The sequence below is a fragment of the Arthrobacter globiformis genome, from assembly GCF_030815865.1.
In the GTDB taxonomy this organism is placed as follows: Bacteria; Actinomycetota; Actinomycetes; order Actinomycetales; family Micrococcaceae; genus Arthrobacter; species Arthrobacter globiformis_B.
The window spans coordinates 741,924-757,626 of the sequence record NZ_JAUSXI010000001.1 but is presented as its reverse complement, the minus strand read 5'-3'; the positions used below and the strand labels follow the sequence as shown (position 1 = coordinate 757,626).

12 protein-coding genes and 2 pseudogenes are annotated in these 15,703 nt (G+C 61.6%); 3 read left to right on the top strand and 11 right to left on the bottom strand.

Annotation, left to right across the window (positions count from 1 at the left end; all coding sequences use genetic code 11):
• The first annotated feature begins 38 nt into the window (after positions 1-38).
• Positions 39-1,631: a class I adenylate-forming enzyme family protein gene (locus QFZ33_RS03520; RefSeq protein WP_307024898.1), complete on the top strand. Its 1,593-nt coding sequence runs from the start codon at positions 39-41 to the stop codon at positions 1,629-1,631.
• A gap of 15 nt (positions 1,632-1,646) precedes the next feature.
• On the opposite strand, the pseudogene QFZ33_RS03515 reads toward QFZ33_RS03520, so the two are convergent.
• From QFZ33_RS03515 to QFZ33_RS03485, 7 genes and pseudogenes are all read right to left on the bottom strand, one after another.
• Positions 1,647-2,270 (bottom strand): annotated as a pseudogene (locus QFZ33_RS03515) (integrase core domain-containing protein).
• A 207-nt stretch (positions 2,271-2,477) separates the two neighbouring features.
• The gene (locus QFZ33_RS03510) at positions 2,478-3,701 is read right to left on the bottom strand and encodes a CaiB/BaiF CoA transferase family protein (RefSeq protein ID WP_307024896.1); all 1,224 of its coding nucleotides are present in this window, start codon (positions 3,699-3,701) and stop codon (positions 2,478-2,480) included.
• 822 nt (positions 3,702-4,523) lie between these two features.
• Positions 4,524-4,844, bottom strand: coding sequence for a 2Fe-2S iron-sulfur cluster-binding protein (locus tag QFZ33_RS03505; RefSeq protein ID WP_307024894.1), 321 nt, complete (start codon positions 4,842-4,844; stop codon positions 4,524-4,526).
• 22 nt (positions 4,845-4,866) lie between these two features.
• On the bottom strand, positions 4,867-6,099 hold the full coding sequence (locus QFZ33_RS03500) for an NAD(P)/FAD-dependent oxidoreductase (protein WP_307024892.1): 1,233 nt from the start codon (positions 6,097-6,099) through the stop codon (positions 4,867-4,869).
• 32 nt (positions 6,100-6,131) lie between these two features.
• Positions 6,132-7,376: a cytochrome P450 gene (locus tag QFZ33_RS03495; protein ID WP_307024890.1), complete on the bottom strand. Its 1,245-nt coding sequence runs from the start codon at positions 7,374-7,376 to the stop codon at positions 6,132-6,134.
• Between the two features lie 50 nt (positions 7,377-7,426).
• The gene (locus QFZ33_RS03490; protein ID WP_307024888.1) at positions 7,427-8,215 is read right to left on the bottom strand and encodes an IclR family transcriptional regulator; all 789 of its coding nucleotides are present in this window, start codon (positions 8,213-8,215) and stop codon (positions 7,427-7,429) included.
• Between the two features lie 2 nt (positions 8,216-8,217).
• Complete coding sequence (locus QFZ33_RS03485; protein ID WP_307024886.1) at positions 8,218-8,655, bottom strand: hypothetical protein; 438 nt, start codon at positions 8,653-8,655, stop codon at positions 8,218-8,220.
• 893 nt (positions 8,656-9,548) lie between these two features.
• Between QFZ33_RS03485 and catA the strand changes: the two genes are divergently transcribed.
• Together catA and QFZ33_RS03475 are read left to right on the top strand one after the other, a co-directional pair.
• Positions 9,549-10,439 (top strand): catechol 1,2-dioxygenase, encoded by an 891-nt coding sequence (gene catA / locus QFZ33_RS03480; protein WP_307024884.1) that lies wholly within the window; start codon positions 9,549-9,551, stop codon positions 10,437-10,439.
• 298 nt (positions 10,440-10,737) lie between these two features.
• Positions 10,738-11,322, top strand: a complete 585-nt coding sequence (locus QFZ33_RS03475; protein ID WP_307031647.1) for an adenylate kinase — start codon at positions 10,738-10,740, stop codon at positions 11,320-11,322.
• Between the two features lie 294 nt (positions 11,323-11,616).
• On the opposite strand, the pseudogene QFZ33_RS03470 reads toward QFZ33_RS03475, so the two are convergent.
• From QFZ33_RS03470 to QFZ33_RS03455, 4 genes and pseudogenes are all read right to left on the bottom strand, one after another.
• Positions 11,617-12,769: pseudogene (locus tag QFZ33_RS03470) on the bottom strand (IS30 family transposase).
• A gap of 355 nt (positions 12,770-13,124) precedes the next feature.
• Entirely contained in the window at positions 13,125-13,823 is a 699-nt protein-coding gene (locus QFZ33_RS03465; protein WP_307024881.1) for a maleylpyruvate isomerase family mycothiol-dependent enzyme, read from the bottom strand.
• A gap of 338 nt (positions 13,824-14,161) precedes the next feature.
• Positions 14,162-14,398, bottom strand: a complete 237-nt coding sequence (locus QFZ33_RS03460; RefSeq protein ID WP_307024878.1) for an aldehyde dehydrogenase family protein — start codon at positions 14,396-14,398, stop codon at positions 14,162-14,164.
• Positions 14,399-14,568: 170 nt separating this feature from the next.
• Positions 14,569-15,480, bottom strand: a complete 912-nt coding sequence (locus QFZ33_RS03455) for a LysR substrate-binding domain-containing protein (protein WP_307024876.1) — start codon at positions 15,478-15,480, stop codon at positions 14,569-14,571.
• Between the last annotated feature and the right edge of the window lie 223 nt (positions 15,481-15,703).

The following is a 15,703-nucleotide window of genomic DNA, read 5'->3' as shown; positions in this document are numbered from 1 at the left end:
CGCCTCCCATGATCCCCAAAAAGAATGGTGCCTTGAATATGACTCAACTAACTGCCAATGCTCCGCAGTGGGGCCGGGAAGTTGAACGCGTCCACGTCGATTCCGTACCGTATCTCGCCTACCGCCAGCGTCCCCGTTCGGTGGCGGACTTCCTAGCCACGGCTCGACAGTGGAATCAACGTGAATACCTCGTTCAGGATGACCGGCGCTTTACGGTGGCCGAACATGAAGCCGCCGTCGCCCGGGTGGCACGGTATCTGGAAGAGCGGGGCGTCGGTCCCGGATCCAAGGTAGTGCTCTTGGGCTTCAACTCCATTGAATGGGTTGTCGGCTTCTGGGCGGTCCAGGCCTTGGGTGCCGTGGCGGTTCTGTGCAATGCCTGGTGGAGTGACGACGAGGCCGAAAGCGCGATCCGGCAGGTAGAACCTGCCCTGGTCATCACGCATCGGGCCACGACCTGGCCCAGCGCCGGATTCGACACCTTGCGCACCTTCGTCGATGACATCGGGGCCGAAGCCGAGCTTCCGCAATGGCCGCGGGACGAAAACGCACTGGCCATCATCATGTTCAGCTCTGGCACCACCGGAGCCCCCAAGGGCGTTTTAATGCCCCACCGAAGCGTGATCGCCAACATCCAGAACCTGTTGACCCTGACCGGCCGCCTGCCCAATGAGCTCACCGCCGAGCATCAGGGAACTGTCAGCCTCCTGTCCGTACCCCTGTTCCACCTTGCCGGGGTTCAAGTTTGCCTGACCAACCTCCTGTGCGGCGGCAAGCTGGTCTTCCTGCCGGGAAAATTCGACCCGGACCAGGTGCTCACCCTGATCGAAACCGAAAGGGTCAAGGCTTGGGGCAGCATTCCGACCATGGTGACACGCGTGCTGGATCATCCCGATTTCACCAGATACGACACCACCAGTGTCACCTCCGTCCCCATGGGCGGTGCCGCCATTTCTGCCCAGCTGCGGGAACGCGTCGCCCAGTCCTTCACTGGCGTCAAAAGTCGAGTGGGAAGCCTGTACGGTTTGACGGAAGCAGGCGGAGTGCTCGCTGCTGGCAGCGGCAAGGACGTTGCCGGTAAACCGGGTTGTGTGGGGCGGGCTCTGCCGGTCGTTGAACTGAAAATCTCTAATCCTGACGCGGACGGTATAGGCGAAGTCATGGCCCGAACGCCTACTGTCAGTGATGGGTATCTGGGCGAGTCGACGGCCATTACCGACGCTGGGGGCTGGCTATCCACCGGCGACCTCGGCCGGTTGGACGCGGACGGACTGCTATTCATCACTGGTCGGTCCAAGGACATCATTATCCGTGGAGGCGAAAACATTTCTTGCGTGCACGTCGAAGACGCCTTGGCAACCCATCCGGCCGTCCTTGAGGTGGCCGTCGTGGCATTGCCTCATGAAGATCTCGGCGAACAGGTGGGCGCTGCTTTTGTCCTGCGCCCGGGAATGCACGCCGCCCCAACCGAGCTGGCCGCCCATGCGGCGACCCGGCTGGGACGGTACGAAATTCCGACCTGCTGGTGGAACCATACGGGCCCGCTGCCCACCAATGCCACCGGCAAGATTCTACGTAAAGAGGTCCGTGACGAATGGCTGAAACATGGCATCCGGGATCGGATTGGATAGGGGGGCCTAGCTGTATTACCCACTGAGGTTGGTGACGCGGCTGGCGGGTGGTTGACCCTTGAGTGAGGTGTGGCCTCGGGGGTTGTGATTGTAGTGGTGCAGCCAGGCGGGGATTGCGGCGACGCGCCCTGCCTCTGAGGCGTAGGCCCATTCGTCGAGCATGGTGCGGTGGAAGCGCCCGACTTTGCCGTTGATTTGGGGCCAGTAGGGGCGTGTGCGTTTGTGTTTGATCTCGGGCCCAGGGCGTCTTTGAACGCGTAGGAGCGGTAGCAGGAGCCGTTGTCCGCCAGGACCCGGCTCACCGTGATGCCGGCGGCGTTGAAGGAGCGTTCGCGTGTATCCAGAAGCGCGCGGCGGTCTCCTTTTTCTCGTCGGCGAGTATCTCGGTGTTACTCGGAGCGCAATGATCCTTCACTCCCGCCGGACCGGGGTCCGGCGCGGGGACCGCAACGGTCGGCTGGAGAGATCCTCCATGCCGTCTTCGCGCAGCTCCCGGTAACGGTTTGCCCAGCGTGCCGCTGTCGTGACTGAAACCTGGAACCGCTCGGCCACCCGACGCAACGGCCACACGTCCTCGACTATGCACTTTGCAAGCTCGGACCGTCCCCGGCGGGCAAGAAAAGCATTAGGGTGGGACATCGAAGACCTCCGTTTGTGGAACTGGACTCTAGACAAGCCCCACTCGGAGGTCTTCTTCATGTCACCCCACCACACCGACTGTCACTAACGTCTGTGGCTAATACACCTCGCGCACCTCGCCCACGAAGGGGGCTGTACAACCGGATCGGTTGCACAGCCCCCTTCGTGTTTCCACCGCCCCGAGGGATTCGACGACCCTCTCCGGCCCTAGAAACCGTTGGAGAGTGCCGTGATCTGTTCGCCAGAGTAGCCCAGCTGTTCCAGGATCTCATGCGTGTGTTCGCCTGCTGCCGGCGGGGCAGCCACGCGCAGACGGGGCGTCTGATCGAAACGGACAGGAGCATCAACGCTGATAGCCTCTACGCCGTCGACTGCGATGCCGTCCACGCTCACCCAGGCACCTGTCAGTCTTGCCTGCTCGTCCGCGAGGACTTCCTCTGGGGTCTGCACGGGGGCCCACCAGACATCATGCTCGTCAAAGATCTGCCTCCATTGTTCCAGCGTCCTGCTGCCGAATGCCGCATCCAGGACTGGAATGAATTCCTTGCGATTCTTGGAAATCGCCCTTGCCGAAGAAAACCTTTCATCCTCTAGCAGGGCGGATTGTCCAATGGCGGCGAGGACGCGCGGCAGGTGGCGCTTGGCCTCCACCCCGACCAGGAAGAACCAGCGATCATCGGACGTCTTATACGAGTTGTAGAGGGGCGTGGGGCAGTTCTCCCGAGGATAGGGAGGACGGGGTCGTCCGCCAAGTGCCTTGGCCCCGAGCTCCCCGGCCAGCGCCCACATGCCGGTGCGGAGCAAAGAAGATTCCACGAAGCGGCCACGCCCTGTTTTTTCACGCTCGTACAGGGCGGCCAAAATACCGGCCACCGACGTCATGGCGGTGAAAGTGTCCCCCAGCCCCTGCATGAGGGGGGCCGGCGCCGTCCCCTGGGTGGTAATTTCATGCGCTATGCCAGTCCGCCCGAAAAATGAGGCAAGGTCATAACCTGCGCGCTCCTGATCGGGGCCACCCCAGCCGTAGGCCGTCAGCGAGCAGAAGATCAGTCTTGGATGCTGCTCCGCTACATCGGCCGGGTATAGTCCGAGCTTCTGCAGTGCTGAGGGGCGCATATTCGACACGAGGATGTCCGCGCCCTCAAGCAGTTTGTGAAATGCCTCAAGTCCGGCTTCGCTTCGCACGTTGAGTTCAATCGACTTCTTTGCCCGATTCGCGGAGATAAAGGCACCGTTCGGAGCGTCAGCGCGGGCCCCCATCGACCCCCAAATGTGACGCATCGCCTCACCACCATGCGGCTCCACCTTGATCACTTCGGCACCCCAATCCGAAAGTACCCCGGTCGCTGCGGGGCCCGCCATCCAGTGGGCTAGTTCAATGACCCGAACGCCGCGGAGCGGCTGCGGGTGGTCCTGCGAATCCGTTGTCATGTACGACCTCACTGGCTAGGGCGGCGCCGATACGCCGCGCGTGCAATTCCAATACAAGCCATTCTACATTCATAGAAACTTTATGTCGATCTATGTAGAATATGAGCATGCCAGCGGCCGTGGACGCGATGCTGATCTTGCTGTGCATCTGGAATTAATCCGCCCTAGCCCGGTATGTTCCTGCACCGTCTGGAAAAGAGCCAACGAGCGACCGGAGGGCACGCCTACATGCAGGCTACGGCGGCCATACGTCCCCCGGTCGTCCTTATCCAGCCTTCGCTGCTCCCGATCCAAGAAGTCGTCAGAACGGCCAAACATGAGCATGCAGACGGAGGCGGCCGCCCTGCGGGGCCCCCTCCTCATCTAACCTGGTCGTGCTACCTCTTGCCGCCCAGGGTCTCCCCGGGACGGTGGAAGTCCCTCAATCGTCGGCGGCCGACACTTTAAGAAACGAGGTTTTGAAGCTGCACCCCAGCCCTCTTATGGATCCCCGGTAACGGTGCCATCCAGACGCTGAACTTATGCGCAGGATGGAGCAGTTCACGTGCCGCACATGCTCCGGGGTGCCTCCCTAAGCTGGCCCCATTGTTAGAGACTGCCACTTCGCAGAAGGGCAGCGGGGCGGACATCCTCAGCTGAATCAGGACCGGGTTCTGGGGCGGCGACAAGCCAGGATTTTCACATTGATCGCCCCTAAGAGGTAAGGGAACCATCGCAATCGTCGGCGACGTGTGATCCCCGGCACCCATGAGCGGCGACCCCACAAAGGGCCGCCGCTGGGCGTAAGAGTATTAGCCGCGGGTGGCGGCAGAGTTTCTCCAGCTACTCCTCGGGCGCCAGGACTACGTTCAGCCCATTCAGGGACGGGTCGTGGCGAACTTGGCAAGACAACCGCGATGAAGATTCGTCGTAGCATTCCGTCTCCACCAGCAGTTCCAGCTCGTCCTCGCTGCGCTCACCTAGCGAAACGACCACGTCCCGGTCCAGAAAGATATGGCACGTTGCGCACGAGGCCGTTCCCCCGCAGGAAGCCATGACGGGCAGATCATTGTCACGCAGCGACTCCATCAGGCTCTGGTCCGGCTCCCATTCGAGGATGTGCTTTTCGCCCTCGCGATCGATTACGTTGATGACATTGTTCATTGCTAGATCCTTCCAAAAGGTTTTAGGCGGCCACGGGGCGGGCTGACTGCGCGAGCCCCGCGCCCGGATCGGCGGCCAGTGTTCGGTCGAGTTCGACGCCGGCTGCAATCAGCTTCTTCCCGGGCAAGAAATCCGCCAGGCCGCCGACGGTGTCAATGGCGGCCAGGCGTCCGCTGCGCAGATACAGGACGGAAAAACGCCCGTCTGCGGGGTTGCCACGTAGGAGAACTTCATCTTCGGGCTGCTGGATACCCGCCGTCTGAAGCCTGAGCCCGTGCTGGATAGTCCAGAACCACGGAACTTCGGGTTTCTTTGGCTCGAGTCCAAGAATATGACTGGCCACCTGGTCGGCTTGGCTCAGAGCGTTCTGGATGCATTCAAGCCTCCTGCTCGTCCCTTCGAACGGGCATATGGAGCGAGTAACGTCGCCGGCGGCGTAGACATACGGGTCAGACGTCAGGCCGTTTTCATCCACTAGAATTCCATCATTGCATTCCAACCCGGCATTCTCTGCGAGGCCCTGGTGCGGGACGACCCCTATTCCCACCAACACCACGTCGGCCTCGAACATTGCGCCGTCGGTGGTGAAGACGCGCTCAGCCCTGCCGTCGCCCTCTATATGTGACGCCGCCGAGCCAAATGCGAACCGTATCCCGTGGGACTCATGCAGTTTTTGGAAGTAGTGGGAAACGACAGAGGATGTCACTCGGTTCATCACGCGGTCCTGGAACTCCAGTACGGTGACGTTGCAGCCCCTGGCTGCGGCAGCAGCCGCTACTTCCAGTCCGATGTACCCAGCACCGAGGATGACCACCTTGGAACCGGCGATCAGCCCCGACTTCAGTGTCAAGGCGTCCGTCTTGGTCTTCAGCACTTGGACACCTGCGAGCTCCGAGCCGGGGATAGTCAGCTTCCGGGCACTCGAGCCTGTGGCCAGGACCAACCGGTGGTAGGGCAGGCCGGAGCCATCCGAGAGCGCCACCATGCGCTTTTGCCGGTCGATCTGAAGCACTGACGTTGCTGGCTTGAGGGTAATGTCCTTGTCCTGGAAGTAGCTGGCCTTACGCAGCAGAGCGCTGTCATCCTGAGCGTCTGGCTTTAGCAGGTCCTTGGAAAGCGGCGGCCGCTCGTAGGGAGCGTGGCTCTCCTGGTCGATGATGATCACGCCGCCGTGCCAGCCAAGTTCCCGCAACCGACCGGCAGCCTGTACGCCGGCATGTCCGGCGCCGACGATCACAACTGATTTATCAGACATTACAGTTCAACTTCTTTCTGCCGCTGAGACGCTCAGGAGCGTCGCTGATCGAGCTTGACGTGGAGATGCTCCGGCCCTACGACCAGGCTGTTGCCATGCAGGTACTCGACGGGGTGGGCCGCATCGAGTTCGATGGCGTCGATTCGTTCCGCGATCAGCTGGGCCGAAACCTTCTTTTCCAGGCGGGCCAGGGGCGCGCCAACGCAGCTGTGGATTCCGTGGCCGAAGCCCAGGGACGCACTGGTATCGCGGTCAATGTCCAAGGTATCGGCATTGGGGAATTTGGTTTCGTCCCGGTTGGCCGAACCGTTGAGTAAGCGAACAGCAGAACCGGCCGGAATCGTTACCCCTGCAACTTCAACGTCCTCCGTGGTCTTACGGACGACGCGGTGGACAGCGCCACGGTAGCGGAGCAGCTCCTCGATGAAGAGTTCCGCATCTTTCGGTGTCTCCCGAATGCGGGTGAGGAGTTCGGGATGCTTGCTGTATTCGAAGAACATGTTGGCCAGCTGCAGTGTGGTGGTTTCGTGGCCCGCGACGAACATGAACGAGCACAGTTCTGTGGCTTCCTTCTCCGTGAGGAGCCCTTCCTTCCACTGCCTGGCGATGTGTCCACCGACCGATTCGCTTTTTGTGGCATAGAGGCGCTCGAGGTTCGCGGTGAGGTACGCGAAGAATTCCATAGCGCTTTGCTCGTCGGTGCCGGTTCCCGGCGCCTGGCGGCCCAGCCGGCCGAAGTAGGAGAACAGTTCGTCAGACCAGAATTTCATCTTCGCAAGGTCCTCGGATGGGACGTCCAGAATGCCGCTGATGGTGCCGAGGCTCAACGGCAGACAGTATCTTGCGACGACGTCCCCGCCGCCGTTGGCGATGAGGTCATCCAGTAGCTTTTCGGCAGTTTCCCCAACCCGGCTTTCAACAATGGCTACGGCCTTGGGCGCGAATGCCCGTGCCACCACGGCGCGCAGCCGCGTGTGGTAGGGATCGTCAATCATGGTCAAAAACGTCAGTGGAGCCGGCTCCAGCACCTGGGAGGAGAAGATTTTCGGGGCGCGCATAGCCTTGCGCACATCGTCATATCGGGAGATGTACCAGACATCGGCCTGGGGTGTGTAGCAACGCAGGACAGGGGCGTTGGCCCTCATCCATTGGTAGTGGGCGTAGGGGTCGCCCTGGGAGCCATTGTCATCAATGACTTTGTACGGAACAAGGCCCTCGGGCCATTCCAGTTCGTGGGAGTAGGGGGGCAGTTTCGTGGGGGCGGAAGTAACAGACATCGTCGTCCTTTCTTGGTCCGATGGACCAAGAATTCCAGCCGTGGCGGGTGTCACATAGTTGATTTCCGGTGACCGGAAAATTCAGTGCGCCGTCCAAGGGCACGGGCAAGCCCATGGGCCGCCGTGGCTAGGGCCGGGACTGCCGCCTGTATGTTTTCCTGACCTTGGGGGTAGATGATGCTGAGCGCCGCAACGGCACCGTTGCCGGGTCCCAGTACGGGCACAGATATGCCGGTCCTGTCCGGAACTCCGAAGCCCGGGGCGCAGTAATAGCCCACTCGCCGGATCTCCGCCAAATTCCTCCGCAGCGTAACCGGCTCGGTGACTGTCTTGTTTGTCAGCGCCTCCAAAGGGCCGGACAGATAGCTTTCCTGATACTCCGGCGGTGCGAAGGCCAGCAGCACCAGGCCGGCCGAGCAGCAGTGGATCAGCATTCTCTCTGCCATGCGTCCGGCGCTAAGGGTGGAGTCACGCCCGGCCAGTTGCTCCAGGTAGAGTACTGACCTGCCGTCGAGAACGGACAGCAGCGTTGCCTGGCCTATCGACGCTTGGACGTCTTCCATAAACGGCAAGGCAGCTTCCCGCAGGCCCAACACCGGGGAGCTGCGGGATGCCAGCTCCCAAAACTTCAGTCCGGGTCGGATGTCGCCGCTGGGGTCGCGCTCCAGGAATCCATGTTTGATCAGCTCGATGACCATGCGGTGCGTTGTGGTTAGCGGCAAACCCGCACGAGAGGCCAGGGTCGACAGCGGCATCGCGGGGGTTTGTCGGTCAAAGGTCCCCATCAGTTTGGCGACGCGACTGATGACGGACTCCCCCGTCGGCGGGTGTTCTGTCATGGCTATCCCAGGTCCGAGCACGCCACGGACAACGTGCTTTCGGTCACGTACGTGGATTGCTCCGAAGAGAAGTAGGAGATGGCCGCGACGTGGGGCCGCCACCTTACGCCGCAGATGGTCATCGATGAGAGGTGGGAGATGACGCCCGGTTGTTGGGCGCCCAGATACTGCTCAGCTGTCCGGCAGGGCGACCGAAGCAGGTAACGGCGGATCGTCGGGTCGATGTCGTCAGCTGAGTCCTCCCGGGGGAAGTCGATGCGGCCAACTACGCAGTGCCCGGCAGCCACGGCTGCGGCTTTACGACGGTACCGGTGCAGGTTAGCCGTAACCCAAGGGGTTGGATAATTGGTGGCATGGCAGTTATGGGTAGCCTCGTGAGCCGGGTCCCCAAGGGCGTTCTTAGCGGCCACGCTGTCGTCGAACGCGAACTGGTGGATCATACCGAAGTAGCCCGATAGTCCCCATTCGGGGTCTGGCCCAGTAGCAACTTCTCTATCATCGCGCCTGGGCAATCCAGAACTTTAGTCATGCCAATCCAATCCTCTTCGGGCACGCCCTCACGCACAATCGGGCTTTCATTCTGGGTCCCATGACGGACCCCGTGTTTCAGTGGCGAAACCTGATCCGTATCCGGACACATCGGAGTACAACCAATGGCCAGTTATACGCTGCTGGTAACGGCGTTTCAATATTTGTAGCGCTTTAAGGTTTCTCCCCGAGGTGCGCGAGCCCCATAACCAGAGCATTTCCCGCGGAAAGCCCGTCGGGCTTCGATAGCAGGGTGACCGGTCAGGCAATTGGGTCAGCTAATTACTGCCGCCCACGGCAACCGGCACGCGCGCGGGGCGAAGGGCCGGACCCGGGCGTCAAAGCTGCGACTGCCGCATGTACCGCCGAATTTGTGGGCCAAGTAGTAGAGGGCCGCCGAAGCAAGCACTGCGGCTGCAGCGGAACGTAGCTCGCCCCCTCCCCGCGACGCCAGACTGGGATCAATCCAATCACGGACGCCGAGACGGCGGCGGTACCGACGCGGAAGGCAAGTCCGCGGACAAAGCGGACGACCGGCAGTGCCTGCCTCGCGTCGGGGGCCATGTATACCAGCGACGCGGTCACGAACACGGTGAGGCTACCGAGCGGGAAACTTATACGGCCTTTGAAACTTTATTTCAAGTCGTGTATAACATAAGAGCCATGGATCAGGTTTCATCTTCCTGACCGTTGGGCATTTTTGGACGCGCACACAGCTCAGGCACCCGTGGATGGACCGCACTCCTGGATAGCGAGAGAAACGGGCGGAAATGCCGATGAATCACGCAGACACAGAGGAGTTACCTTGACCGCAGAAACCCAGGCCACCGCCGCAGCCTCAGGCGCAGGGGCAACCGCCCGCTTCAGGGAGAACAAGACCATCGCCGCTGGCACTAGCACGGAGCGTGTCAATGCTCTCGCGGGTCGGCTGATCAAGGCTGTGAATGACGTCGTCCTGGAGGAGAAGGTCAGCTACGACGAATACAACGCCTTCAAGGCCTGGCTTATCAGGGTCGGGGAGGACGGGGAATGGCCGCTATTCCTAGACGTATGGGTGGAGCATTCCGTTGAAGAGGTCGCCAATGCCAACCGGCATGGCTCCAAGGGGACCATCGAGGGCCCTTATTACATCCCAGACGCCCCCGTCCAGCAGAGTCCGGCTACGCTGCCAATGCACGAGGACGAGCCCGGAAGTCAACTGCTGTTCCAGGGAGAGGTCAAGGGCATCGCCGGCGAACCGCTCGGCGGCGCCATGATCGAAATTTGGCACGCGGATGACCTTGGCTTCTACTCCCAGTTCGCCCCAGGCCTACCGGAGTGGAACCTCCGGGGCGCCATCACCACGGACGACCAGGGCAAGTTCCAGATCAACACCATCCAGCCCGCGCCTTACCAGATCCCTACCGACGGCGCATGTGGAGCGCTGATTGCCGCGGCAGGCTGGCACGCCTGGCGCCCGGCGCACCTGCACCTGAAGGTCTCGGCACCCGGCTATCGGCTCATCACCACCCAGCTCTACTTCGAAGGCGATGAGCATGTCGCCGACGACATCGCTTCGGCGGTGAAGCCTGAACTCGTGCTTGTACCGACCCGGCGCGCGGACGGCGAGGGCCTCGAAGTCACCTACGATTTCATCCTGGATCCCCACCACCAGGATTCAGAAATAGCAGTGGATTCCTCCCGCGGACCTAATTGAAGCAGCACGGCAGCTGCCCTCGATTCTGCAATCGGCGACAGAAGATTTACCACGGCCATCGAAGTGTCACTACAGTATGTTGCCCAACCGCCGACCAACCCCAAGTTTTATCCGTACTCCGGCGCAGCCAAGATGGGCCCACCGTGCGGACACGAAGGACGCGGAATCTACCCCGCTCCATGGCAGCCGATCCGAACTCGTCAGCGCCTTCGAGTATCTGCGTTCGGTGGGGTTCGGAAATTCAGTTTGGCACGGACTTCTACGAAAACAACCCCTGAAAGGCTTTCCCATGATGAACATGTTGATAATCGGACCTCCCGGATCCGGCAAGGGAACCCAGGCGCAACGCATATCGGAGCGCCTCGGCGTCGTTGCGATCTCCACCGGCGACATCTTCCGGGCCAACGTTAGGGGTGGGACGCCGCTGGGCATCGAGGCCAAACGGTACATGGATGCTGGAGATTTCGTGCCGGACAGCGTGACCAACAGAATGGTGCGCGATCGTCTGGGAGAGGACGACGTCGACGGCGGCTTCCTGCTCGATGGCTACCCCCGTACGACTGCCCAAGTGGACTACCTCGACGGAATCATCGCCGATAGTAAGCAGAAGATCGACGTGGTCCTACAGCTCACTGCCGACGACGAGGAACTGGTCAAGCGCCTGCTGGGCCGCGCCCAAGAAACGGCGCGCAGCGATGACAACGAAGCAGTCATCCGCCACCGCCTTGACCTTTACCACAACCAGACGGAAGACGTTATAGCGACGTACGCCGAGCGGGGCATATTGACCCGAGTGGACGGCCTTGGCGGCGTCGACGACGTAACGGAGCGTGTTGTGAAGGCGATCAGGGACTATGAGACAGTCCAAGCCCGCTCAGTGTAAATCAGTAGACAGAATCGCCCGGAATGGGGTAAAGCCCTCTCTGGGTGGGCCAAGACGATCTCTGTCTGCGGGCTACTGACCGCTCGGAGGCGTGCGGGCCGTCGTGTTTTGGGGGAAGGGGATTAGCAGGACGGCGTCGTTAGAATCAAGTCCAGCACCGGGAGCGTTTACGACGACCCCGGTGCTTCTCGTGCAGCGCACTGTCCCGGCGTACTAGTTCCACGGTTAATGTCGGTGACGGTCGAAAAGTGAGCCATTGTGACGGGGCGGATTTCAGCCAGTCGTTGCAACGGTTTATGAATCTGTCAGTGGTGAAGCCAGTCTAGTCAGGTGCTCCAGGGGGCTCTTCCAGCCCAAGATCTCGCGGGGCCTTCGATTGAGGTTCAGCGGCGACCATGGCGAGGTGTTCTGGCTGTGGACGCACCAAGTCTGTTCCTTTCGGAAAGTACTGCCGGAGCAGGCCATTAGTGTTCTCATTCGAGCCCCGTTGCCAAGGGCTGGCGGGATCGCAGAAGTACACCAGTATGAGAGTCCGCTGCGTGAAGTCCTGGTGGCAGGCCATTTCAGTGCCCTGATCCCAAGTGAGGGAACGGCGCAGGTGGGCCGGGAGGGCACTCATCGTCTCTGCCAGCCGGTCACGCAGATTCTCGGCTCCGCGGTTGCCTGCCAGATGCACGAGGATGATGAAGCGCGTGGTCCATTCGACCAACGTGCCGATGGCCGAGCGGCTGCCTTTTCCAATTATTAAATCGCCTTCCCAATGCCCTGGTATTTGCCTGCCGGTCACTTCTGCGGGCCTGTCACGGATCATGACCATGTCGGGGAAGCGCCTGGTCCGGTGCTCCTTCCGCCGGCGTGGCCGGCGACCCGTCCGCCCAGTCCGCAGCGAGACGGCCGGATCCACGGCAAGATCCAGGCTTCCACGCCCATACAGGGCCTGATAAACGGTCTCAGGAACGACGTGCATTTCCGGCTGTCCAGGGAAATCAGCCCGCAGCCGGTTGCTGATCTGGCGGGGGCTCCAGCGTTGTTCGAGGTGCTCCCGGACGAACTCCCGCAGCTCGGGGTTGGCGGCGATTTTCCCGGTTCGCTCACGGCTCCTTCTGCGTTCGGCACTGCGCTGGGCCGTCCGCGGTCGGTAGTTGCCAGAGGGTTCATGAACGTTGCGGCGGATCTCCCTGCTCACGGTCGAAGGACTGCGCCCAAGCTCCCTGGCGATGGCCCGTAGGCTGCGCCGGGCATGCAACAGGTCAGCGATCGTGATCCGTTCCGACTCGGAGAGAAATCGGGCGGAGATCACCGCCGGCCGTTGCCGCGAAATCGGTGGGTACTTCTTGATGTCCCCAGACTTCAATACGACCGAGTGGCCATGCCGCCAGCGAGTTCCGGAACTCCGACTGACCCCTACGATCCGGCAGGCTTCAGAATTACCCATTCCCTGTTTCATCAGCTGATCATAATGAGCACGTGCAGCGTTCTTCGGTGGGGCGCCCGGCCCCTTGGCGGTCTTTTCATAACTCCCAATTGCAACTCCCTATCACTCAGGTGTTGCAACCACCGCTAGACGCCAAGGCCCGCGAAATGGCTCACTTTTCGACCATCGCTGACAGTTAAGCCAAGGACTGTGGCGTCTCCCTGCACGCCTCACCGGCGGCAACGGCGTGTTGCCGCCTTCCACTCGGCGGCGGTGGCCGTCGCTTACTCTTGCGCCGCGAAACTTAGGCACAGCCAGTCCTGGTGCACCTGGAGTTAGTGGGGATCCACACATCCGTTGCCGCGATGTGGATGTGACCCTTGCCCACTTACCAGAATGGCAGGGTCGGCAGAGGGCCGTCGGCGTCGACGTTTTCGGCCGCGCCGCGAGCCAGCCATTCGAGTAGTCCCTCGCGGTCGGACGAGACGCACAGGGCACCATCCCCGATTACCCACTCGTCGCGTTCCTCCGTCACCAAGGTCATGCCCGGCGCTCCTTTGGCCCGCATCGTGCGCACGGCAGCGTCAATGGCATTGAGCACCGAGTCCGGGTCGGCCTCTTCGATGGTCCAGGCGGTGTCGAGGTCGTGATGGTGGACGACGACCTCGGCGATTCGCAACGCCACGATAGCTGTCGCGGGGATCTGCTTACCGTGCAGGTGCACCTCCTCGACCGCAAGCTCCCCTCCCAGCCGCTGGGCCTGCTCCGCAAAGTATTGAGCGGACTCGCGCAGCCGGCCAAGCAGTTCCTCACGAGGCAAATTCGCGAGGTCCGAAATTTCCTGGGCGCGTGCTTCCTCAGATGCGTAGAGCTGCTGCTCTTCGCCAGTGAGTGCCCAGTTAATGAGCTTGACCAAGGCGCGGCCGTTCGAGGCAAGGTGGGCAATGACGTGGGCCCGTGTCCACCCCTCACACAGGGACGGGGCAGTCATTTCATCGCCGGACAGCGACTCGACGGTGGCTAATAGCATGTCGGTCTCCCTGCCGAGGCGGGACAGGTCCGAGTGGAGGCGTGCGCGGTTGATCATCTATTTACCCTATCGATTGGCACGGTGCGCCACCCAAGGGTCCACGCCGCTTATCCATACTGAATTCGTCCCGATTCGGACGAGTTTGGTACTTGTCGAAGTCGCGTACGCCATTGCGCCGCCGCAGCAGGCATGTTGTGCCGCGGCGGGACGATAGGCCTCAGAGGCGCTTGGCCCGACGGCGTGGTCGGTGGTGAACTCCGCGATAGCCCGGTCGCCGTTGAATCGGCCGAGCCCGAAGTTGCCCTCGCCGCCGAACGGCACATGTGGCTCGTTGTGGACTGGCATCTCATTCGTGTGTGTCATCCCGGCCCTGATGCCTAGGCCGCATGCCGCGGTCAAGGTTCTGGGTGAATACGGGCTGGATAGCCGAAGTCGCTCGCGTTGGCCAGCCCCAGTGCGTGGGTCTCGTCGTCGGCCTTGATCACGCCCACCAGGGGGCCGAAGAATTCCTCGCGGGCGATCTCCATGACGGATGACGTCCGCGAAGACGGGGGTACGATCCGCCCCTGCACCTCGCCTTCGAGGACCGGGAAGTACTGTCGTCGTCGGATGACCCTGGCGACGGGAAGCACGACAAAGATACTTAGCGGCAAAGTTTGCTGGCGTTCGGTCACCCGTCGTGCAGCACGGTGTCTGTGCACCTCAAAGGACCTCGGTGGAGACCCACCTCGGTTGTAGACCCGGGGCCATGCAAACAGGGGGCCGCCTCGATGTCGAGATGGATGCCGGGTCATTGTCGAAATTAGGGCGGGATGGGAGGGTCGTTACCGTCTCGGTGCCCTGCGGTCGCAGCGCCCACAACCGCGAGAAAATTGTGGAGCAGCGTGGATCGGTCCTCACTCCGCCACGCGACTGCAAGCTCTACTTCGGGGGCTTCTTCGATGTCGCGATAGACCACTCCCTCCAGCTGGAGGGCACGAATGCTGGCTGGAAGGATGGCAACACCACCCCCGGCGGCCACCAGGGAGAGCATGGTGGAGGTCTCACTGGTCACTTGGGTGATGCGCGGTTGGTAGCCCGCTTGACGACAGATGGCTGCGGTGCTTCGGTAGAGCACGGACTCCGGTGGATAGGCAATGAATGCCTGATCTTGAAGTTCGCGGACCGACACTGGCCGGTCCATCGCATGGGAGCTGAAGGAGGGTAGCGCTACGATTAGCGGCTCACACGTTACGACGCGGTAGTCGATCTCCTGCGAGGCGACGGGCGGACGTAAAAGCGCCGCATCGAGGGTGCCATCCCGCAGCCCTTCCTCCATTGCCGGAGTAAGCATCTCGCCATGCAGGGTGAGCGACAGCCCCGGGAGTTCCTGCTTGGCGCGGCGCACGATCGGGGGCATAATCCCATAGGTCGCGGACCCGGAGAAGCCCACGCGCAACACCCCGGCGGCACCCTGCCCCACCTGGTATACGTCCGCCCGGAGTGTGCCGACGGCGTTGACAATCTGCCGTCCCCGGTTCAGCAGCTCCTGCCCAGCCGCCGTGAGCTCTACTCGACGGGTAGTGCGGTTAAACAAGCGCACACCCAACTGCTCCTCGAGCTGACGGATTTGCTGCGACAGGGGTGGCTGCGCCATGTGCAGGCGTTCAGCGGCACGTCCAAAGTGACGCTCCTCCGCTACAGCGATGAAGTAGTTCAGTTGCCGTATCTCCACTGTGGTGCCTTCCCTCGGCCCCGGTGTATCCGCTCCAAGACCAAATATAATTGATTCGCAGAATAACCATAAAGTCGGCGATTAATACTTACCCTCATACCTAACGGTACGAGTGGTCGCAAGACAGTAACCAAGCCAAGGGGGGTCCTGGTTCCTGCGGTCATCAACAGTCAGTCGGGGGTTTAAGCGAAAATCGTGACAGCCGAGGCCGAGGGTGCCCGGC